Below are 19,472 nucleotides of genomic sequence, written 5' to 3'. Positions count from 1 at the left end.
GTTCGACCGTGACTCCGACCCCATCCATAGGGTAATCTAAAGGCAAAGAAACGTCCGCGGTACGGCAAAGGAGGCAGCGGTGTTCGATCTTCGGACAGAGGCAGAGATGAGGCTGCACTCGGAAAAGACGGCAAGGGAACTCGCCCTGAAGAAGCAGGGTGAGGAGATGGCGACGGCTCCTGGCGCCGGCGAGGAGGATGCGACTGCTGGAACGCAGCCGCCGCCGACGTAGCGCGCCGGTCGCTCTCCTGGTTCGGCGGGTGGCTGACCTGCGACTTGTGTACGGGGTGGCGTGATGGAACGCTTCCTGTCCACGGCGGCAGGGGAGCGTACGGATGGACCTGGAGCTTCGGCATCTGCGTGTCCTGTGTGCGATCGCGGATGCCGGGAGCGTGGGCCGCGCCGCCTCGGACCTCGGGTACTCGCAACCCGCCATGAGCACCCAACTCCGGCGGATCGAGCGCTACTTCGGCCAGTCCTTGTTCGAGCGCGGGGCGACGGGAGTCAGGCCCACGCGGTTCGGCGTCGAGGTCGTCGCCCAGGCCCGCGACGTCCTGGCCCGCGCCGCAGCGATCGGGCGCCGTCCGGCCCCCGGCGCGGCGAGTGCCCGTAGGACCCTGCGCGTCGCCGCGACCAACTCGCCGGTGCTGTCCGGCATGGTCTCGCGGGTCCGGGCCCGGCTGCCGGACGTCGCGCTCGCCGTCAGCAGCGTGTACGCCTCCTCGCGGATCGTCGAACTCCTGGAGGAGGGCGAGGTGGACGCGGCCGTCGCCGCGGACTACCCCGGGATGGAACTGAAACATGCGGACACGGTGACCCACCGGGGGATCGTCACCGAGCCCACGTTCGTGGCGCTGCCCACCCGCCATCGCCTCGGACGCCGCGCTCAGGTCTCGCTCGCCGACCTGGCCGAGGACGCGTGGTTTTTGACACCGGACGACGGAGCGGGCTGGCCGGGGGTCTTCTACACGGCCTGTGCGGCGGCCGGTTTCTCGCCGGTCGCCGTACATGAATTCCTGGGTGACCAGTCGCAGTTGCAGAGCATGATCGCCGACGGCCTCGGAGTGTCCGTCGTACAGGCGACGCTGCGGCCGATCCCCGACGTGGCGATCAGACCCCTGATCGGTACGCCGCTGTGGTGCCGTTATGTGCTGGCCTGGCGGCGGGACGCGGTGGCCGAGGAGGTGGTGGAGGAACTGTTTCACTCCGCCGCTTCCGCATATCGCGAACTCGCCGGGCGGTCACCGCACTTGAGGGCGTGGGCCGCGCGCACTTGGCGGGGGAGCGGGGCGTAGCCGGAGCGGGGTGTTATGGCTCGCTGCCGCAGAGTGCTATGTCACATTCCATTGTTGGGCGCAGTCCGGCGTTGAGATGGTGCCTCACGCGCCTCAACACCCGTACCGAGGCGCATCCCTCCGCAGAGGAGTCCAGAGATGCGCTACCTCTTCGCGCTGCCCAGACGTGCCGCCGTCACCCTCGCCGCCTGCATCACCCTCGCGGGCCTGCTGTCGGTGCCGGCGCTCGCGGCACCTCCCGCCCGGCACGTCTCCACCCCCGTTACCGTGGCCCGGAAGACGACGCCACCCCCGCCGCCCACCGGCTCGACCGCCACCGCCGCCGACCAGCCGGCCGTACAGGCCCGACCGCTCACCACCGCCCAACTGCCCCCGCTGCAACCGACCCCGACCCGGACCCGGCCCACCACGCAGACCCGACCGAAATCCAAACCGAAGCCGGTCTCGTGCACCCCGGCCGACTTCGCCCGCAGGACCGGCCCCGCGCTCGTCACCTTCGTCGAAGCCTCGACCACGGGCTGCGTCAACACCCTGTTCGCCGTGACCGGCACCAACGCCCGCGACATCTTCCGCCAGTCCCAGATGGTCACCGTGGCGAAGGCCTTCACCCGAGAGGCGCAACGCTATCGGGGCGACAACTCCTCCGGAGCGTGGCAGCTCGTCCTGTTCCTGCGGGCCGGCTACTACGTCCAGTTCAACAACCCGTCCGACGTCGGCCCCTACGGCGCACCCCTGGCCCGGGCCACCACCCGCGGCCTGGACGCCTTCTTCGCCAACCGGCACTCCCATGACGTCACCGCGGCGAACGGAGACGTGCTGGGCGAGACGGTCGTTCTCACCGACAGCGCCGACCTGCAAGCCCGATACCTGACGGCCTATCAGCGCCTGCTCAGCGCCTACGACAGCTCCTACGACGCGATCCCCAGCATGCTCACCGCCGTCAACGACGTCTACACCCCGCTCTGGCGCGGCAACTGGAACCCGGACTACGTCAACGCGGTGACCGCCGACCCGGGCATCATCCGGACCCTGCACGGGTTCGCGCTCAAACACGTGGACCTGCTCGGCACCGAACGCGCCTACCTGGACTCCAACGCCGGGATGAACGTTGCCCGTTACGTCGAACACACCGCGCTGCGCGCCACGGTCCAGCCGCTGGCCAAGGACCTGCTGAACGCCTCGAAGATCACCGGTCCCACGGCCGCACTGTGGGTCGCCGTGGCGACGCAGGCCGACTACTACGACCGCCCCGACTGCTCGTACTACGACATCTGCGACCTGTCCGCCCGGCTGACCGACGCAGCCCTGCCCCTCACCCACACCTGCGACGCGACCCACACCGTCCGGGCCCAGGCGCTCACCGTCGCCGACCTCGACGCCGTATGCGCCGACCTCCGCGCCCAGGACCCGTACTTCGACGACCTCGTCGAGGACGACGGCCCCATACCGGGCCAGCACCTGTCGACGGCGCAGTTCGTCGTCTTCGCCACCCGCGCGGACTACCAGACCTACGCCGGGGCGATCTACGGCGTCAGTACGGACAACGGCGGCATCACGCTGACCGGGGACCCGGCCGACCCGGCAAACCAGCCGCTCTCGATCATGTACCAGAAGGGCTCCGACGACGGCTTCACGGCCCGCATCTGGAACCTCAACCACGAGTACACGCACATCCTCGACGCCCGCTACGACATGAAGGGCGACTTCACCCAGCAGACGTCGGTGCCGGACGTGTGGTGGATCGAGGGCCTGGCCGAGTACGTCTCCTACGGCTACCGGGGAATCACCGACGAGCAGGCGGTCGGAGAGGCGGGCAAGCACACCTACCGGCTGAGCACCCTGTTCCAGAGCACCTACGCCAACAGCGACGTGATCCGCACCTATCCGTGGGGCTATCTCGCGGTCCGCTACATGTTCGAGAACCACCCGGGGGACATCCAGCGCATGCTCGCCCGCTTCCGAGCCGGCGACTACGCGGGCGGATATGCCGTCTACAACTCCGGCGTCGGTATCCGTTACGACGCCGACTTCGACCAGTGGCTCACGGCGTGCGCCGGTGGCGCCTGCTCCGACACGCCCGCCCTCGGAAGGCGTAGCGCATCGGCGTGGTAGGCCGGACGGGGCTGAGGCCTGTGCTGGGGCGCGAGTTGCCATGCCGGACGCGGAACGCAGGTCGTGGCGTCGGCCTCCTGCGGATGCGCTGCGGGCCGAAATGGAGTATAGACGCGGCCAAGATCCCAAATTACTACTTAGTGCATGTATATGCTCACATTAAGTAGTCAATCCAGGGCTTCGCGCCCGGGTGAGAAAGGGTCAACCATGCGCAAGTTTCAGCGCGCTGCGGTCGTAGCCGCAGCGGTCGCGGGGCTGTCCATCGCCGGCGTCGGTGTCGGTTTCGCCGACGACGCCGACGGGCCGCGCGGGGGCACCGAGGTGGTTTCCCCGCAGTGGCACTTCGCACCGGACAGTTCAAAGAAGGCGACGCCGGAGCAGACGCCCAGATACACCGTGCCGCAGTTGGATCTCAACCGGTTCATCGATGCGTTCGTCGCCCCGGTCTCCAAGGATTCGAGCGAGAAGTAGCCAGGCGCCAAGGGGGCGAGCGGCTCCGTAGTCCGCACCTTGGCAGGCACACATCCGTCAGAGCAGCAAAGGCAGCCCGGACGCGCAGAGACCCACCAGGGTGCGCGCCTGGGCTGCAGCCGTTTCCGCTTTCTCCAAGGCCCGGGTGCACGCCGTACGACGGCGCCGACACCCGGGCCTCGATTGTGCGCGGGAGCAAGCACACGCCCTGTCAGTCGGAGATCCGTGAGGGAAAGGCCTCCGTCGAGGGAAATCAGTAATCTGTATCCAAGAATGCCGGGCCGGCCCGGCCGGGTTCCCGCTCCGCCATTTCGGCTTTCTGTGGTCTCGGCAGTCGACCGGGTTTTCCGGGCAGGCGAAAAACCCGGTGCCCCGGCTTGCGGCCGGGGCACCGGGGTGAGCTTTTTTCCTACTTACCGCCGACGCTGTTGTTGCAGCCCATGGACGAGCCCAGCGAGGTCGACTGTGCGCCCTCGTTGCCCTCGCCGTTCAGCGCGCCGCCCAGCAGGCCGTTGAGCAGTCCGACCTGGCCGAGGACGTCCAGGTTCAGGTCGTGTGACCTGCAGGTGGTGCTCTGCAGGACGGTGTTGCCGCCGCCCTTGTCGCCGCCGTCGTGGGCCTGAGCGGTGCCGGCACCCAGGAGGCCGACGCTGACGGCGGCGACCAGGACGGCAGCCTTGCGAAGCTGGTGCATGTCATCTCCGGTGGAGTGAAGTGGATGCGACCTGCGATAGATCGACTTCGTGTAGTTGTGGAGGTTAATAAGAAATATCCCCGGAACATCCGGCGGCGCGCCGAATTCGGGCAATCACTCACTAACCTGGTCGATGGCGGGAAATACGCCTTGTGAGTGAATCGCAAGGCAAGCAGATATTGAGGCCCTGCCAACTTGGGCGAGCATTCGGCGAGTTGTTGCGCGCGCTGTGCCCCTGACGCACGCTGGTCACATGGGTGAGCGCGACGGGCCCACGCTGATCACTTCTGTCCAGCGTGCCTTCCGGCTGCTGGAGGCGGCGAGCGCGCACGAGAACGGCGCGCCGGCGAAACAGCTGGCACGTGAGACGGGGCTGCCCCTGGCCACCGCCTATCACCTGCTGCGGACGCTGGTCCACGACGGATACCTGCGCAAGCTCGGCGACGGCGCGTTCGTGCTCGGCGACAGGCTGCAGACGCTGCACACCACGGGCCGTGGACAGGCACTGCTCAGCCGGGTCCGCCCCACGCTCGCCGCGCTGCGCGACGAGTTCGCGACCGCCGCCTACCTCACCTTCTACGAGGACGGCGAGATCCGCGTCGCCGAGATCGTCGACAGCGCCCGGGCCCCCCGAGTCGACCTGTGGGTGGGGTTCGAGGACGCGGGCCACGCCACCGCGCTCGGCAAGTCCGTGCTGCGCGAACTGGACGACGAGGCCCGCAAGGACTACCTCTCCCGGCACCACCTGGCCGACCTCACCCCGCGGACGATCACCAGCCGGCCCGAGCTCCTCCGGCGACTGGACACCTCGCCCGTGGCTCCGGCCGTCACGGACCTGGAGGAGTACAGCCTGGGCACGGTCTGCGTCGCCGTCCCCGTCCACAGCGGCGACACCCTCGGCTCGCTCGGTGTCTCGATGCCCGCGGACCGGCTCTCCCGGCTGCCGGAGATCCTGGCACGGCTGCTCCCGACCGCGGACCGCGTGACCAGGGGCCTGTCGCTCACTATCTGAAAACCCTCCGCTTGTGACCGCCCGGACCGACCGCGTTTCCTGGATGAAACAGACATTTCAGCGGTGAGCCCCCGGACCGACGTGCCCTACACAGGTGAGGACTGCAGACAGAACATGAGTCAGGACCGAGACCATGGCGGCGGCCACTGGCCGATTCGGTCGCTCAGGCGCGCCGTCGCGCAGCTGGCCGCCGGAGCATGCGTTCTGCCCGTACTGATCGTCTCCGTGATCGTGCTGGCCGACCTGGCCGGCGGAGCGGGGATCACCTGGCTGCCGATGCTCGCGGCCGGGCCCGCCCTGGCCGCCACCACCAACGGCCCGCGCGGAGTCCTCTGCGTCGGCCTCCTCGCCGCGGCGCTGGGCGCCACGCTCGGCACCCGCAACGACGTACCGGGCAGCGAGCTGGTGGCCGTACTGTCCGCTCTGGCCGCCGTCACCCTCGCCAGCAGCCTGGCCAGCGCTCTGCGGGGACGCCGCGAACGGGTGCTCGCCGCCGTCCGCTCCGTCGCGGAGACCGCGCAGCACGCGCTGCTCACGCCCGTCCCGGCGACCGTCGGCCCGTTCCAGGTGGCCGTCCGCTACAGCGCCGCGGCGGCCGAGGCCCGTATCGGCGGCGATCTCTATGCGCTGATTCCCACCCCGTACGGGGTACGGCTGATCGTCGGCGATGTGCGCGGCAAGGGGCTGCCGGCCGTGGGAACCGCGGCGCTGGTGCTCGGAATCTTCCGCGAGGCCGCCTACGACGAGCCCGATCTCCTCGCCGTCGTCGACCGGATCGAGCGCAGCCTCGCGCGCAATCTCGGCAGCGACGACTTCGTCACCGCCGTGGTCGCCGGATACCCGAGGGCCGGTCAGCTGGAGGTGGTGAACTGCGGACACGCGCCACCGCTGCTGGTGCGCGGGGACGGCAGCGTCACGGCGGTGGAGTCCACGCATCCGGCCCCGCCCCTCGGGCTGCGCGCGCTGACCGATCACACCCCCGGCCTCCAGGTGCTGCCCTTCGCCGACAGCGACCAGCTGCTGCTCTACACCGACGGCGTCACCGAGGCCCGCGACCGCGGCCGCGCCTTCTATCCGCTCGACGAGGGCCTGGCACGCCATGTGTCTGACGACCCGGCCCGCACCCTCGGCGCGCTCCATGACGAACTGCTGGCACATGTCGGCGGCCGTCTCCACGACGACGCGGCGCTGCTCCTGATCCGTAAACCGGCCCTCAGCGAGCCCGCCGTCGAGGCCGAACCGGGCGGCAGGGACCTCGCTTCCGAAGCTGCGTGACGAGTGTGTGGCCCGCTGCCGGTTTCACCGTGCGGCGGTTCGACCGGCGGCCGGTGCTCTCCACGCCTCGACGGCAGTGAGCGGAACCAGGTCCGGTGGCACTGCCGAGGTCGTCAGCTCGATGCGGCGTCCCTCTGCCGACGAGCGGAGGAGCGCGGTCATCGTCTCCAGCACGTGCAGGGCGAGCTCGCCGCTCGCGCGGGGCGCCCGGCGCCCGTCGGCGGTGATGAAGTCGAGCAGACCGAGGCCGCGGGCGCCGTCGACGTAACCCGCCGACGGCGGGAGCGTGCGCCACTGGGTGCCGCCGAGTTCGAAGAGCCGCACCTCGCCGTCGAAGTGGTTCGGATCCGGCACCGTGAGCGTGCCGCTCTCGCCGTGGACCTCGATGGGGGCGGCCGTGGTGGCCACACCGTCGAAGCTCGTGGTGACCGTGGTCAGAGCGCCGTCCACGTGCTCGAGCACACCGGAGACATGACTGTCCACCTCGACCGGAATCCGCTCGCCCGCGCGCGGGCCGGAACCGATCACGCGCTCGCTGCGCAGCCGGCCGGCCGCCCCGGTCACGGCACGCACCGGACCCAGCAGATGAACCAGGGACGCGAGATAGTACGGCCCCATGTCGAGCAGCGGGCCGCCCCCGGCGGTGTAGTAGAAGTCGGGGTGGGGATGCCAGCGCTCGTGCCCCGGCGTGACCATGACGGCCGAGGCGAACTGGGGGCGTCCGATACTCCCCGCCTCCACGGCCGCCCGTGCCGTCTGGACTCCGGTGCCCAGGACGGTGTCCGGCGCGCATCCCACGCCGACGCCCGCCTTCCCGGCGGCGTCCATGACAGCCTGGGCGTCGACGAGGGTGGCGGCCAGGGGTTTCTCCCCGTAGACGTTCTTCCCGTGGCCGATGGCGCCCAGGGCGATCTCGGCGTGCGCGGCGGGAACGGTCAGGTTCAGCACCGTGTCCACGTCCGGGCTGCTCAGCAACTCCTCGACGGTCAGCGCCCGCGTGCCGGGCAGCTCGGCGGCGACCGCGGCAGACCGCGTGGCGTCGAGGTCGGCGACCGCGGTGACGCGTACGGCGGGATGGCCGAGGAGCGTGTCCAGATACGCGCGGGAGATGACGCCGAGACCTACGACGCCGATGCGGTGCGCGTCGCCCACAGCATGCCCCTCTCGATGACCGTGCGGACGTTCGGGTTCTCCAGCACGTCCAGGCTGTGCCCCGGTGTCGTCACCACGATCCGCCCGGCGCCCCACCGCCGGGTCCAGATCGCCGGTGAGGTGACGGGCCGCTGCCAGGGCTGCCAGGCGCGGGCGGGGTGCGTGGTGGTGGCCAGGACGTCGATCAGGTCGTCGTGGAGCACCCAGTACTGCTCGGTGCACAGCTCGAAGTCGTCGAGCCCCTCGGTGACGGGGTGCTTGCGGCCGAGCTCGGTGATGTCGATGGTGTGCGGCAGGAAGTTGTCCTCCGCCTCGCCCCGGCGCTCGCACGGCTCCTTGCCCGGGTGGCAGGCGAACTGGCCTCCCACCAGCTGGAGATAGTCGGAGGAGGCACGGAACGAGTCGGCGATACCGCCGTGCCAGCCGGTGAACCCGGTGCCGGCCGCGACCGCCGCGCTCAGTCCCGCCACCTGCTCGGCGCTGATCTCCGACATCGAGACGCACTGCACCACCAGGTCGGTGCGCGCCAGCTCGGCAGCATCGGCGTAGAGCTCGGTCGACTCCTCGACCCGGACCGTGAAACCGCTGCTTTCGAGGAAGGGCAGGAACAACTCCGTGGCCTGGACCGGCCGGTGCCCCTCCCATCCGCCTCGGACCACCAGGGCTTTCTTCGGCTGCATCGCGTTCCTTCACCCGTACGGAGCCCTCACTATGCGCCAGTCACCCGCGCCCGGCAACGGGCTGCCGGATGCGCGAAAGTTTCGCGGCCGTCCCCTGCCCGCCGACTACAACTTCCTCCCGGGTTCAGCCGGCGGCCGAGACGGCCGGCGCGTGGGCGTCGACCAGCCAGCAGGCGGCGGTGAAGCGGACCTCCGTACCCTGCACAAAGGGATCGAACGCGGCGCGGACCGTGTCGATGACACGTGCGCGGGTCTGCTCGTCGACCCCGCCGAGGGCCAGACCGACCGGACCCAGCCGGGTGAGGTAGTGGACCAACTCGCTCTCGGGCAGGGCACAGGCCACGTCGAGCGGCCGGATGTCGATCCCGGCCCAGCCGCTCTCCGCCAGGACGCGGTGGATCCGGTCCGGGTCCGCGAAGGCGAACTGCCCGGGCTCGTCCGGGCGGCGGACGGGCAGGCCGGGCAGCAGCGGTGCCGCGGCGCGTTCGGCCGTCGTCATGAACGGGTTCTCCGCAGGGCCGCGCCAGGCGACGAATCGCAGCAGGGCCTCGTCCCTCGCGGCACGCCGGAGGTTCGCGAACGCCCGCACGGAGTCGCTGAAGAACATGACCCCGAAGCGCGAGATGACGGCGTCGAAGGCGGCGTGCTCGAACGCGTGGTCCTGTGCGTCGCCGAGGACGAAGGACGCCGGTGTGCCGTCCCGTTCGGCGCGCGACCGGGCGGCGGCGATCACCGGTTCGGAGATGTCGACGCCGACACAGCGGCCCGCCGGACCGAGCCGCCGCGCGACGGCCAGCGTGACGCCGCCGGTGCCGCAGCCGACATCGAGCACACGGCCCGCGTCTGCGCCGGTCACGGCATCGACGAGCAGTTCTTCCAAGGGCTTGAACATCTCGTCCATCACCGTCTGCAACTCGACCCAGGCGTTGCCGCCGGGCCCCTTCCAACGGGCCGCCTGATCGTCATCGCTTCCCCGCGCGACGTCCATGATCGCCTCCTGCGCTTGCGCTCGTCCGGTTCGAGATGACACCGTGCCACTTCAAGTCGACTTGAGGTAAAGAGGATGACAGACCTGGACATCGCCGAGGTGGTGCAGCGCGCCGGGGTACCCGCCTCGACCCTGCGGTTCTACGAGGAAAAGGGTCTGATCGCCGCGAGCGGCCGGCGGGGGCTGCGCCGTCAGTACGACCCCGCCGTACTGGAGCGTCTCGCGCTGATCGCGATGGGGCGCACCGCCGGGTTCTCGCTCGACGAGATCGCGCGCATGTTCGCGCCGGACGGGCAGCCGCGTATCGACCGGCAGGTGCTCGCGGGCAGGGCGGAGGAGCTGGACCGCACGATCCGCGAACTCGGCGTGCTGCGCGACTCCCTGCGACACGCCGCCGCCTGCCCGGCGCCGAGTCACATGGAATGCCCCACGTTCCGCCGCCTCCTCAGGTCCGCCGCCTCCGGCGCTGTCGCCGTACCGGGCAAGCGGGCTCCGCGCTCATCGCGAGAGCGCTGACGGAAGCTGGGGACGCCTGCGTCCTCAGGCCGAATCGGCGTCGTACTCGTGCCGGGACCGCTCGACCTTTTCGAGGTTGCCGGCGGACCACTCGGCGAGATGCGCGAAGAGCGGGGCCAGGCTGCGGCCGAGTTCACTGATCTCGTACTCGACCCGGGGCGGGACCTCCGCGTGATACGTGCGCACGACGAGGCCGTCGCGTTCCAACTGCCTCAGTCGCTGGGTCAGCACCTTCGGCGTGATCCTCGCGATGCGCCGCTCCAGCTCGACGAAGCGCTGCCGGCCGTGCGCGTGCAGGCTCCACAGGATCGGCGTGGTCCACCGGCTGAACACGATGTCCACCACCGGTCCGATCGGGCAGGCAACTTCCGGATCGGTCCCGGCAGTTGCCGCCCGCATGTCCTTGACCGCCATGCGCATCCCTCCGGGATAGCCACTTTCCCCTAGGTACCTACTATACCGGCGGTGTTAGCGTCCCGTAGGCGCCCGGAAAGCGGTACTCCGCGGCACTCTCGCCCGCTCGGGCATCGACAACACACGCAACACACAAGGGAGTTCATGGTGATCGTAGTGACGGGGGCGACGGGCAACGTCGGCCGATCGCTCGTGCAGAGCCTCGCAGCCACCGGTGCGCAGGTGACCGCGACATCCCGGGCCGTCTCGGCCGCGGACCTGCCTCAAGGGGTGCGGCACCGGCAGGCGGACCTGACCGATCCGGAGAGCCTGCGGCCCGTGTTCGACGGTGCCGAGGCGCTGTTCCTGCAGAACGGCGGCCCCAGCGCGCACCTGCTCAGCCCGCAGGACATCCTCGACGTCGCCAAGGCCGGCGGCATCGGACGTGTGGTGCTGCTGTCCTCCCAAGGGGTCACCACCCGGCCGGAGTCGGCCTCGCACGGGGGTGTCGCACGCGCCATCGAGGACGCCGTCCGGCAGTCGGGTCTTGACTGGACGATCCTGCGGCCCGGCGGCTTCAACTCCAACACCTACGCCTGGGCGGAGTCCGTGCGCGCCCGACGGGCGATCGCCGCGCCGTTCGCCGGCATCGGCCTGCCCACCGTCGACCCGGACGACATCGCCCAAGTCGCCGCCGCGGCCCTGCGCGAGGACGGCCACGCCGGACGGACCTACGAGCTGACCGGGCCCGCCCTCACCACGCCCCGTCAGCAGGCCGAGGCGATCGGCGATGCGCTCGGCGAACCGGTCCGCTTCATCGAGCAGACCCGTGACGAGGCCCGCGCACAGATGCTGCAGTTCCTGCCCGAGCCCGTGGTCGACACGACACTCGACATCCTCGGCGAGCCCACACCTGCCGAGCAGCGCATCAGCCCCGACGTCGAGCAGGTCCTCGGCCGCGCGCCCCGCACGTTCGCTGATTGGGCGCAGAGCCATATCGCTGCGTTCCGATAGACCCTCGCCCTTGTCCAAGGGTGCCTGGGCGGGCTCCGTCGGCTGGTTCCCGGCGAAGCCCGTTCGGCCACGGCGGCGCGGGCTCAGGCCGTCTGCAGCGTCAGCCCGTACCGGTTGAGGATCTCGTTGACGGGCTGGTACCAGGTCTCGCCGCCGGAGCTGCAGTTGCCCCAGCCGCCGGAGGTGACGCCCTGCGCCTGGTCACCGCTGATGAACGAGCCACCGGAGTCACCGGGCTCGGCGCAGACGCTCGTCTTCGTCAGCTCGTGGACGGCACCCTGGCTGTAGTTGACCGTCTCGCTCTTGGCCAGGACGGTGCCGCAGTGCCAGTGCGAGGTGGAGCCGGAGCGGCAGATGGACGCGCCGACGGGGGCTTCGGCGGAGCCGCGGACGAGCTGGTCGGAGACGGTGCCCCAGCCGAGCACCACCGGCACGGTCCACCAGCCGCTGCCGACGCTCACCCAGGCGTAGTCGTTGTCCGGGAACGACGAGCCCTGGAAGTCGCCGACGTAGGAGCCGTCCCAGCCGTACACCGCGCCTGTGTGCTGATCGCAGTGCCCGGCGGTGACGAAGCCGCCGTACACCGAGAAACCTATGGAGCAGCGGACGTTGCCGGTGTAGTACGGGTCGCCGCCCACGGTGCCGGCGGCGAAGGTCCGCGGCGCGTCGGCGGTTTCCCGCACCGTGACCGGGCCGGCTTGGCGGGCTCGTGCCAGGAAGGTTTGGACATCGTTGTCACGACGGTGCGCGGCAACGACGTTCACGACGACCTGGTCGGTCTTGACGTCGACGTACCAACCGCCGATCCCGGCGGGTGCGGAGAGCGCGTCGATGCGTGCCTTCGTCGCGTCCAGTTGCCGCGCGCTGTGCCGCACGAGACGAACGGTCGCGCCCGTCGCGCGCAAGGCCTCGGTGTTCGCGCCACGGGTGACCGCGACGGTCAGCCTGCCGCTCGTGGCGTCGAACCAGGAGCCGCCGTACGACGACCCGGCGGCACGCTTCGCCTTCCGTTCCACGGCTGTCGCCGTCTTCTCGGCGGCCAGGCGCGCTTCGGCCTGGCTCTTCGTCAGTCCCAGGTCGTGCCGCATGGCGGACAGGAGCGGGGCGGAGGCCGGGGGTTCGGTGGGGCGCGAGGGGGAGTCGGCGGCGGAGGCCGGCACGGCACTCGCGGTGGCCCAGCTGCCGAGCAGGAGGAGTGCGGACAGTCCGGTGCGCATGGCTGTTGTGCGTCTCAAGGGAGTGGCCCCTTCGTTGTTCCAGCAGGGTGGGGGTGGAACAGCAGAACGGTGAGAGCGCTCTCGCTTCATGCGCCGCAGAGCCTAGCCGGGGCAGCGGGGGAAGGTCCATACCAATTCCCGCATCAATGCACGGGGGTTGTCCTGACATTCCCCCGCCCCTAAGGTCATCTTCGGGCGCAAGCGCTTTCTGCAACCAGGCCATGCACGGCGACCACCCCCCCCCACACCGGCCCCCGAGGAGCGCGCATGAGTATCCGAGTCAGCCACGCGTACGGCGAGCACATCGCGGTCGCGGCGGCGGACGGCACCGAGATCCTCCGCTACGTCTACCGACCCGACCCCGATGCCTTCGAGGCGCGCAAGCCCTACGCGCACCCGGTGCGCACCCTCGCCGGACACGCCGTGACCGGCTACCGCCCCAGCGACCACCGCTGGCACAAGGGCCTGCAGATGACGGCCAGTCATCTGTCCGGGCAGAACTTCTGGGGCGGCAACTGCTATGTCCACGGCCGGGGTTATCTGCCGCTGCCCGACCGCATCGGCTCGATGCGGCACGACGGCTTCCCCGAGTTCACGGTCGAGGACGACCGGCTCGCCCTGACCGAGGCACTGACGTGGGTGGAGAACGGCGGCAGGGAATGGGCACGTGAGGAGCGCGGCCTCACCGTCCACTCGGTCGACGAGGAGGCCGGCGCCTGGGCACTGGACTGGTCGATCCACCTCACCAACCTCCGCGACGAGCCCCTGGCCTTCGGCTCGCCCACCACCGAGGGTCGCGAGCTGGCCGGCTACACCGGACTGCAGTGGCGCGGCCCCCGCGACTTCACCGGCGGCACCGCCTTCGGCCCCGGCATCGACGGCGGAGCGGGCACGGACGCCGGAAAACTGATGGGCACCCAGGGCCCCTGGCTGGCCTTCACCACCGAGCACGACGACATCGACGCGCACTCCACGCTCGTCTTCGCCCACGCACCCGAGAACCTCGACGAGCAGTCCGCGATCCACGCCTCGCACTGGTTCGTGCGCTCGGAACCGATCCCCACGGTCGCGTTCTCCTGGGCTTTCTTCGAGGAGTTCGAGCTGCCGCCCGGCGAGTCCTTCGCCTACCGCTATCGGCTTGTCGTCGCCGACGGTGCGTGGGACCGCGACCGTGTCGCCGGCCATCTGGAGGGTCTGGCGTGGTGACCGACCGGCCCTGAGAGCAAGCAGTTGTGAGGAAAGAGGTGACCTCGGCATGCCCGGACACAGGACAAAGGGGTTCTGCGCGGCGGCCGCCGCACTCGTGCTCAGTGCGGTGCTGGCCGGCTGCGGGGGATCCGGGGAGTCGGCCGGCGGCGGCAAGGTCGTGCTGCGCTACACGTGGTGGGGCAACCCCGACCGCGCGGCACGCACGGAGCAGGCCGTCGCCCTGTTCGAGAAACAGCATCCGAACGTGCGGGTGCAGACGTCGTTCTCGGGTTACGACGCCTACAAACAGAAGCTCGCCATCCAGGCCACGGGCGGCGACGCACCCGATGTGATGCAGCTCGACTACCGCCAGATCGACCAGTACGCCTCCGGACACGTCCTGCTCGACCTGGGCAAGGTCAAGGGCGACCTGCGCACCGCCGAGATCGACCCGGGCCTGCTGGCCACCGGCCGGGTGGACGGCACCCAGTACGCCGTCCCGCAGGGCCGGGGCACCGAGACCGTCGTCTACGACGTCAAGGCATGGAAGGCGTCCGGAGTGGTCCTCCCGCGCAAGGGCTGGACCTGGAGCCAATGGGCGGACGCCGTACGGGCGTTGGTCAAGAAGACCGGCAGGCCCGGTGCCACCGATCCCGGCCAGAGCGAGGACGCCTTCGAGGTGTGGCTGCGCGGCCAGGGCAAGGCCCTCTACACCAACTCCGGCGGCCTCGGTTTCACCGCCGACGACCTCGCCCGCTGGTGGACCTTCACCGACCGGCTCCGCCGGGAGGGCGCCGTCTCCCCGGCCGAACAGACCACCCAGCTCGACGGCTCCGTCGAGAACACCCCGCTCGGCCGCGGCAAGGCCACCGCCGACTTCAACTGGGACGCCCCGTCCAGCGGTTACCTCGCGCTCGTCAAGGGCGGCGTCGCGCTCGCGCCGATGCCGTCGGGCGAGGACGGCACGCCCGGCCAGTACTTCAAGCCGTCCATGTTCCTCGGCATAGGAGCCCACACCGGCCACCGCAAGGAGGCCGCCGCACTCATCGACTTCCTCCTCAACGACCGGCAGGCGGCGAAGATCCTCGGCGCGACCCGCGGCATCCCCGTCAACGAGACCATCCGCGAGCAGACCGCCTCACAGCTCAAGGACTTCGACAAGACGGTCGCCGACTTCCAGTCCTCGCTCGAAGGCTCCCTCAAGGACCCGCCGCAGGCTCCGCCGTCCGGCGACAACGCCCTGCAGACCACCTTCCAGCGCGACTACGACCAGGTGTCGTACGAGCGCATGTCGCCGCGCCGGGCGGCCGAGAACTATGTCACCGAGGCGAAGGCGGAGCTGAGGTCATGACCACCACCGACGTCCCCGCACCCACCGCTCGCCCGCCCCGCCCCGCGCCCGCCGCCAAGCGCCGCCCCAAACGCGAACGCGAGGGCGCCGCCTGGGTGTTCCTGTCCCCGTGGGTGCTCGGCGCGATCGTCCTGACGCTGCTGCCGATGGCCGTGTCGCTGTATCTCTCCTTCACCGACTACGACCTGTTCAACCCGCCGCACTGGGTGGGCCTGCGCAACTACATACAGATGTTCACACAGGACCCGCGGTACTGGCGGTCGGTCGTGACGACCCTGACGTACGTCGTCATCGCGGTGCCCCTGCAACTGGCGCTCGCCCTCGTCGTCGCGCTCGCCCTCAAGACCATGCGACGCGGCAAGGGCTTCTACCGCTCCGCGTTCTACGCCCCTTCGCTGCTCGGCGCGTCCATGTCCGTCGCCCTCGTCTGGCGCGCCGTCTTCAACGACGGCGGCACGGTGGACAACCTCCTCGGCACCGGCGGCTGGGTCAACAAACCCGGCTGGGCCCTGGTCGCCGTGGCGCTGCTGACGGTGTGGCAGTTCGGCGCGCCGATGGTCATCTTTCTGGCCGGGCTGCAGCAGATACCGGCCGAACTGTACGAGGCGGCGGCCGTGGACGGGGCGGGCAGATGGCGGCAGTTCCTGTCCATCACGGTGCCGATGCTGTCCCCGGTGCTGTTCTTCAACCTGGTCCTGCAGACCATCCAGGCCTTCCAGGCGTTCACGCCCGCCTTCGCGGTCAGCGGCGGCAAGGGCGGCCCCGCCGACTCCACCCTCTTCTACACCCTCTACCTCTACGACCGCGGCTTCGTCGCCTCCCACATGGGCTACGCCTCCGCCATGGCCTGGGTGCTGCTGCTCGTCATCGGCGCCGTCACCGCGGTGCTGTTCCGCACCTCTCGCTCCTGGGTCTTCTACGCCTCCGAGGGGGACCGATGACCACGACCGCCACACCCGCCGACGCCCCAACCACCGTTGCTCGCAAGCCCGTTCGCTGGGGCCGCGTCGCCGTGCACCTCGGCTGCCTGGCCGCACTGCTCGTGATGCTCTATCCGCTGGCCTGGCTGCTCGCCACCTCCCTCAAGCCGGCCGACGAGGTGATCGCGAGCCTCAACCTGCTGCCCAGCCATCTGGAATGGTCGAACTACAAGACCGCCCTGGACGGCGTGAACGGCGTGTCCGTCTGGCGGCTGCTCGGCAACTCGCTGCTGATCGCGGGCGGTGCGGTCGTCGGCAACGTGATCAGCTGCTCGCTCGCGGCCTACGCCTTCGCCCGGCTGCGCTTCCGCTTCCGCGGCCCGATGTTCGCCTTCATGATCGCGACGATCATGCTGCCGCACCACGCGGTGCTGATCCCGCAGTACATCATCTTCAACAAGCTCGGCATGGTGAACACCTACTGGCCGCTGATCCTGCCGAAGTTCCTCGCCACCGAGGCGTTCTTCGTCTTCCTGATGGTGCAGTTCATGCGCGGTCTGCCGAGGGAACTGGAGGAGGCGGCGCGCATCGACGGCTGCGGCCCGTTCCGCAGCTTCTTCCAGGTGATCCTGCCGCTCACCCGTCCCGCGCTGATCACCACGGCGATCTTCACGTTCATCTGGACCTGGAACGACTTCTTCACCCAGCTGATCTACCTCTTCGACCCGGACAAGTTCACCCTCACGCTCGCGCTGCGGTCCTTCGTGGACGCCTCCAGCCAGTCGGCGTTCGGTCCGATGTTCGCGATGTCGGTGATCGCGCTGCTGCCCATCGTGCTGTTCTTCCTCGCCTTCCAGCGGTTCCTGGTCGAGGGCATGGCCAGCTCCGGGCTGAAGGGGTGAGCGGGATGAGCGACACGCGTACGCGTGAGCCGGGCGAGGTCTTCGGGCCGCGGCTGACCCTGTTCGCCGACATGCTGAGCGTCGGGCTCGCCACGGCCGCGGCCTGTCTGCCGCTGCTGACCGCTCCGGCCGCACTGTCGACGGCCTGCGCGGTGCTGCGGGGCGCGCGGGAGGACCGGCCCGCCACCGCGGGCCGCTACTTCGCCCTGCTGCGGCGGCGCCTGCGGGCGGGTGACCTGGTCGCGGGCACCGCCGCCCTGGCGGGGGCGCTGCTGCTCGCCGCGGACCTGGCGCTGGCGGGGGCGGGACTGCCGGGAGCACCGCTGTTCGCGGTGACGGCCGCCGCGATCGGAACCTACGCCACCGTGGTCGCCCTCAGGGCCTGCGCCCGCCCAGAGTCCCTCGACGACTGGCCGACCGCCCTGCGCGCGGCCGCCCGGGACGCGGTGCGGGACGTGGGCGGCAGCGGCCTGGTGCTCCTCGCGGTGGCGACGTCCGCCGTGTGTGCGTGGGTGCTGGTTCCGCTGGCGTTTCTGGCGCCGGGGCCGCTGGCGCTGGCGGTCACTGCTGTTGATGTGCGGTGGGCCGCCGCCCGTGGGTGAAGGCCGGCGCTCGCGTGACCGCCCGCGCCGGCGGTCACAGCTCCGGACGTAGGGCGTGCGCCTGGGGCCTGCGCTGGGCGGGGATCGCCGGCGCCGGGCGGGTGATGCCGGACAGGTCGCGGGCGCTCATGCTGTTGCGGTCGGTGACCGAGCGGCCGAGGGCGTGGTGCGGCCACAGCCCTGCGGCCACCCGGCGGCTGCGCTCGGTCCATTCGCGGGCCGGGGCACTGCTCGCCTTGTAGTGGTTCACGGCGTACCCGCCCGAGTGGATCCGCAGCAGACAGAAGCCGCCGGGATAGTCCTTGACCGCGCTGACCTCCTGCATCGTGACGTGCGGGGCCTGCGGCAGCACCGTGCGCTTGTTGCGGTGGGTGTGGCCCGCGTGATGGAGGAACACACCGGGTGCGCTCGCGTAGGCGTCGAGGATGGCACGGGCCTGACGACGGCCGAGGCGCTGTCCGCCGGTCACCGGGAAGACGGAGTCCCGCACGGCCAGCGGATGGTGCCCGAACACCACGGTGGGCTGGTCCCTGTTCTCCCTCAACCGGGCCCGGAACCACGCCAGTTGCTCGGCACCGAGACCGCCCGCGTCGGCTCCGTTGCCGTCCTTCTCATAGGTGTCGAGTCCGACGATCCGCAGCCCTGCGAGATCGCGCGCGAAGTACGCGGGCCCGTCGCCGCCGAGGAACCCGTCCCGGAAGGAGTCCCCGCAACCGCCGTCACAGGACCGGCAGTTGCCGTGCCCGGGCCGGTCGTGGTTTCCGCGTACGACGAAGTAGTCCTGACCGTGGGCGCCGAAACCGTCCAGGATCTGCTTCGCCTCGGCCAGGTCCCGCGCCGCGCCGCCGGCCGAGATGTCCCCGGCGGCCAGCAGCACGTCCGCCCCGCGCCGACGGGCCTCCTCGACCACCGCCCGGCTCATGATCTCGGGATACGGCGCACGGCCGTGTTCCTGGGTGATCCCGCGCATCAGCGGGATGCCGGTCACCAGACCGGCGGTGGTCTCGCCCAGGTGCAGGTCGTTGCAGAGCGCGATCGACAGCAGGTGCCGCCCCGGCGGCGGCTGCGGCGTGGTGAAGGAGTACGGGCCTCCGGCCGAACCGAGCCCGTGGCGATTGGTGCCCACGGCGTTGCCGCGGACGAGGTGCAGCGGTGTGGGCGTCGCGGCCACGCCCCGCGAACGGGCCTGGTAGTAGTACGTCTGCCCGGGCTCCAGGTCGGTGAGCTCCACGTAGTGGTGCGCCACCGGCCCGTCCTCCGCCGCGACGCGGGTGAGGCGGCCGGGATGGGTGCCGTAGACGACCTCGCCCTCCGTGATCGCGGGGAGCATGTGGCCGAAGCCGTCGTCGGTGCCGGGCACGCCGGTGTACCAGGTGATGACGGCGCGGTCCTCGGCCAGGGTGACCAGTTCCAGGTGGACGGCGGCCAGGCCGTCGCGGTGGCTGTGCCTGCTTCTGCCCGCCGGGCCGCGCAGGGCATCGGCGGCGGTGCGCAGCAGGGCGGGGGTGAGGAGGGCGCCGGAACGCAGGACCTGACAGGGGTCGGGCAGGGCCGAGAGAGCGGCGAGGGGAGCGGACAGGCAGCAGCGCATGCCCCAGTGTGCCCGTGCGCAGTGAACGACGGCAGTGATGTGGACGGCGCTTTGGCGTAGGGCGGGCGACAATTCCCAGGTCGGCCCGGCTGCGACCGG

Annotated in this window: 20 protein-coding genes; 13 read left to right on the top strand and 7 right to left on the bottom strand. The window is 70.5% G+C overall.

From position 1 onward, the window contains the following. Nucleotides 1-79 precede the first annotated feature (79 nt). The 4 genes from LJ657_RS42200 (at nucleotide 80) to LJ657_RS42185 (ending at nucleotide 3,878) form a co-directional block, all read left to right on the top strand. A complete protein-coding gene (locus LJ657_RS42200) occupies nucleotides 80-232 on the top strand; it encodes a hypothetical protein (protein WP_232655006.1) in 153 nt (50 codons plus the stop codon). Between the two features lie 103 nt (nucleotides 233-335). Beyond that, complete coding sequence (locus tag LJ657_RS42195; RefSeq protein WP_232655005.1) at nucleotides 336-1,295, top strand: LysR family transcriptional regulator; 960 nt, start codon at nucleotides 336-338, stop codon at nucleotides 1,293-1,295. 138 nt (nucleotides 1,296-1,433) lie between these two features. After that, nucleotides 1,434-3,407, top strand: coding sequence for a collagenase (locus tag LJ657_RS42190; protein WP_232655004.1), 1,974 nt, complete (start codon nucleotides 1,434-1,436; stop codon nucleotides 3,405-3,407). A 207-nt stretch (nucleotides 3,408-3,614) separates the two neighbouring features. Beyond that, on the top strand, nucleotides 3,615-3,878 hold the full coding sequence (locus LJ657_RS42185) for a hypothetical protein (RefSeq protein ID WP_232655003.1): 264 nt from the start codon (nucleotides 3,615-3,617) through the stop codon (nucleotides 3,876-3,878). A gap of 409 nt (nucleotides 3,879-4,287) precedes the next feature. Here LJ657_RS42185 and LJ657_RS42180 read toward each other — a convergent pair whose 3' ends face one another. Continuing rightward, a complete protein-coding gene (locus LJ657_RS42180; protein ID WP_232655002.1) occupies nucleotides 4,288-4,572 on the bottom strand; it encodes a hypothetical protein in 285 nt (94 codons plus the stop codon). A 253-nt stretch (nucleotides 4,573-4,825) separates the two neighbouring features. On the opposite strand from LJ657_RS42180, the gene LJ657_RS42175 reads away from it, so the two are divergent. Together LJ657_RS42175 and LJ657_RS42170 are read left to right on the top strand one after the other, a co-directional pair. Further along, nucleotides 4,826-5,584 carry an IclR family transcriptional regulator gene (locus LJ657_RS42175; RefSeq protein WP_232655001.1) on the top strand — a complete coding sequence of 253 codons (759 nt, stop codon included), beginning with the start codon at nucleotides 4,826-4,828 and terminating at the stop codon, nucleotides 5,582-5,584. 114 nt (nucleotides 5,585-5,698) lie between these two features. After that, the gene (locus LJ657_RS42170) at nucleotides 5,699-6,859 is read left to right on the top strand and encodes a PP2C family protein-serine/threonine phosphatase (protein ID WP_232655000.1); all 1,161 of its coding nucleotides are present in this window, start codon (nucleotides 5,699-5,701) and stop codon (nucleotides 6,857-6,859) included. Between the two features lie 24 nt (nucleotides 6,860-6,883). Here LJ657_RS42170 and LJ657_RS42165 read toward each other — a convergent pair whose 3' ends face one another. The 3 genes from LJ657_RS42165 to LJ657_RS42155 all read right to left on the bottom strand — a co-directional run bounded on the left by LJ657_RS42165 (nucleotide 6,884) and on the right by LJ657_RS42155 (nucleotide 9,679). Next, nucleotides 6,884-8,011, bottom strand: a complete 1,128-nt coding sequence (locus LJ657_RS42165) for a Gfo/Idh/MocA family protein (RefSeq protein WP_232654999.1) — start codon at nucleotides 8,009-8,011, stop codon at nucleotides 6,884-6,886. Then, a complete protein-coding gene (locus LJ657_RS42160) occupies nucleotides 7,981-8,691 on the bottom strand; it encodes a ThuA domain-containing protein (protein ID WP_232654998.1) in 711 nt (236 codons plus the stop codon). Before LJ657_RS42160 ends, LJ657_RS42165 begins: the two co-directional genes overlap by 31 nt. A 124-nt stretch (nucleotides 8,692-8,815) precedes the next feature. Next, nucleotides 8,816-9,679 (bottom strand): class I SAM-dependent methyltransferase, encoded by an 864-nt coding sequence (locus LJ657_RS42155; RefSeq protein WP_232654997.1) that lies wholly within the window; start codon nucleotides 9,677-9,679, stop codon nucleotides 8,816-8,818. Nucleotides 9,680-9,754: 75 nt separating this feature from the next. Here LJ657_RS42155 and LJ657_RS42150 point away from each other — a divergent pair, with 75 nt between their 5' ends. Beyond that, nucleotides 9,755-10,195: a helix-turn-helix domain-containing protein gene (locus tag LJ657_RS42150; protein ID WP_232654996.1), complete on the top strand. Its 441-nt coding sequence runs from the start codon at nucleotides 9,755-9,757 to the stop codon at nucleotides 10,193-10,195. Between the two features lie 24 nt (nucleotides 10,196-10,219). Here LJ657_RS42150 and LJ657_RS42145 read toward each other — a convergent pair whose 3' ends face one another. After that, nucleotides 10,220-10,609 carry a winged helix-turn-helix transcriptional regulator gene (locus LJ657_RS42145; RefSeq protein ID WP_232654995.1) on the bottom strand — a complete coding sequence of 130 codons (390 nt, stop codon included), beginning with the start codon at nucleotides 10,607-10,609 and terminating at the stop codon, nucleotides 10,220-10,222. 147 nt (nucleotides 10,610-10,756) lie between these two features. Between LJ657_RS42145 and LJ657_RS42140 the strand changes: the two genes are divergently transcribed. Continuing rightward, nucleotides 10,757-11,602 carry an NAD(P)H-binding protein gene (locus tag LJ657_RS42140; RefSeq protein ID WP_232655044.1) on the top strand — a complete coding sequence of 282 codons (846 nt, stop codon included), beginning with the start codon at nucleotides 10,757-10,759 and terminating at the stop codon, nucleotides 11,600-11,602. Nucleotides 11,603-11,685: 83 nt separating this feature from the next. On the opposite strand, the gene LJ657_RS42135 is transcribed toward LJ657_RS42140, so the two are convergent. Next, nucleotides 11,686-12,819, bottom strand: a complete 1,134-nt coding sequence (locus LJ657_RS42135; RefSeq protein WP_372488049.1) for a S1 family peptidase — start codon at nucleotides 12,817-12,819, stop codon at nucleotides 11,686-11,688. A gap of 267 nt (nucleotides 12,820-13,086) precedes the next feature. Between LJ657_RS42135 and LJ657_RS42130 the strand changes: the two genes are divergently transcribed. The 5 genes from LJ657_RS42130 to LJ657_RS42110 are packed head-to-tail and all read left to right on the top strand — an operon-like array spanning nucleotide 13,087 to nucleotide 17,782. Next, nucleotides 13,087-14,025, top strand: a complete 939-nt coding sequence (locus LJ657_RS42130; protein WP_232654993.1) for a DUF6807 domain-containing protein — start codon at nucleotides 13,087-13,089, stop codon at nucleotides 14,023-14,025. Nucleotides 14,026-14,074: 49 nt separating this feature from the next. Further along, entirely contained in the window at nucleotides 14,075-15,358 is a 1,284-nt protein-coding gene (locus LJ657_RS42125) for an ABC transporter substrate-binding protein (RefSeq protein WP_232654992.1), read from the top strand. Then, a complete protein-coding gene (locus LJ657_RS42120; protein ID WP_232654991.1) occupies nucleotides 15,355-16,299 on the top strand; it encodes a carbohydrate ABC transporter permease in 945 nt (314 codons plus the stop codon). The genes LJ657_RS42125 and LJ657_RS42120 overlap by 4 nt, the downstream gene beginning before the upstream one ends. Next, entirely contained in the window at nucleotides 16,296-17,180 is an 885-nt protein-coding gene (locus LJ657_RS42115; protein WP_232654990.1) for a carbohydrate ABC transporter permease, read from the top strand. The genes LJ657_RS42120 and LJ657_RS42115 overlap by 4 nt, the downstream gene beginning before the upstream one ends. Nucleotides 17,181-17,185: 5 nt before the next feature. Next, nucleotides 17,186-17,782 (top strand): hypothetical protein, encoded by a 597-nt coding sequence (locus LJ657_RS42110; RefSeq protein WP_232654989.1) that lies wholly within the window; start codon nucleotides 17,186-17,188, stop codon nucleotides 17,780-17,782. 34 nt (nucleotides 17,783-17,816) lie between these two features. Here the strand turns inward: LJ657_RS42110 and LJ657_RS42105 are convergent, their stop codons facing one another. Then, complete coding sequence (locus LJ657_RS42105; RefSeq protein ID WP_232654988.1) at nucleotides 17,817-19,373, bottom strand: purple acid phosphatase family protein; 1,557 nt, start codon at nucleotides 19,371-19,373, stop codon at nucleotides 17,817-17,819. Between the last annotated feature and the right edge of the window lie 99 nt (nucleotides 19,374-19,472).

It is taken from the genome of Streptomyces guryensis, from assembly GCF_021261325.1.
Classification (GTDB): domain Bacteria; phylum Actinomycetota; class Actinomycetes; order Streptomycetales; family Streptomycetaceae; genus Streptomyces; species Streptomyces guryensis.
This window is presented reverse-complemented; position numbering and strand designations above follow the sequence as displayed.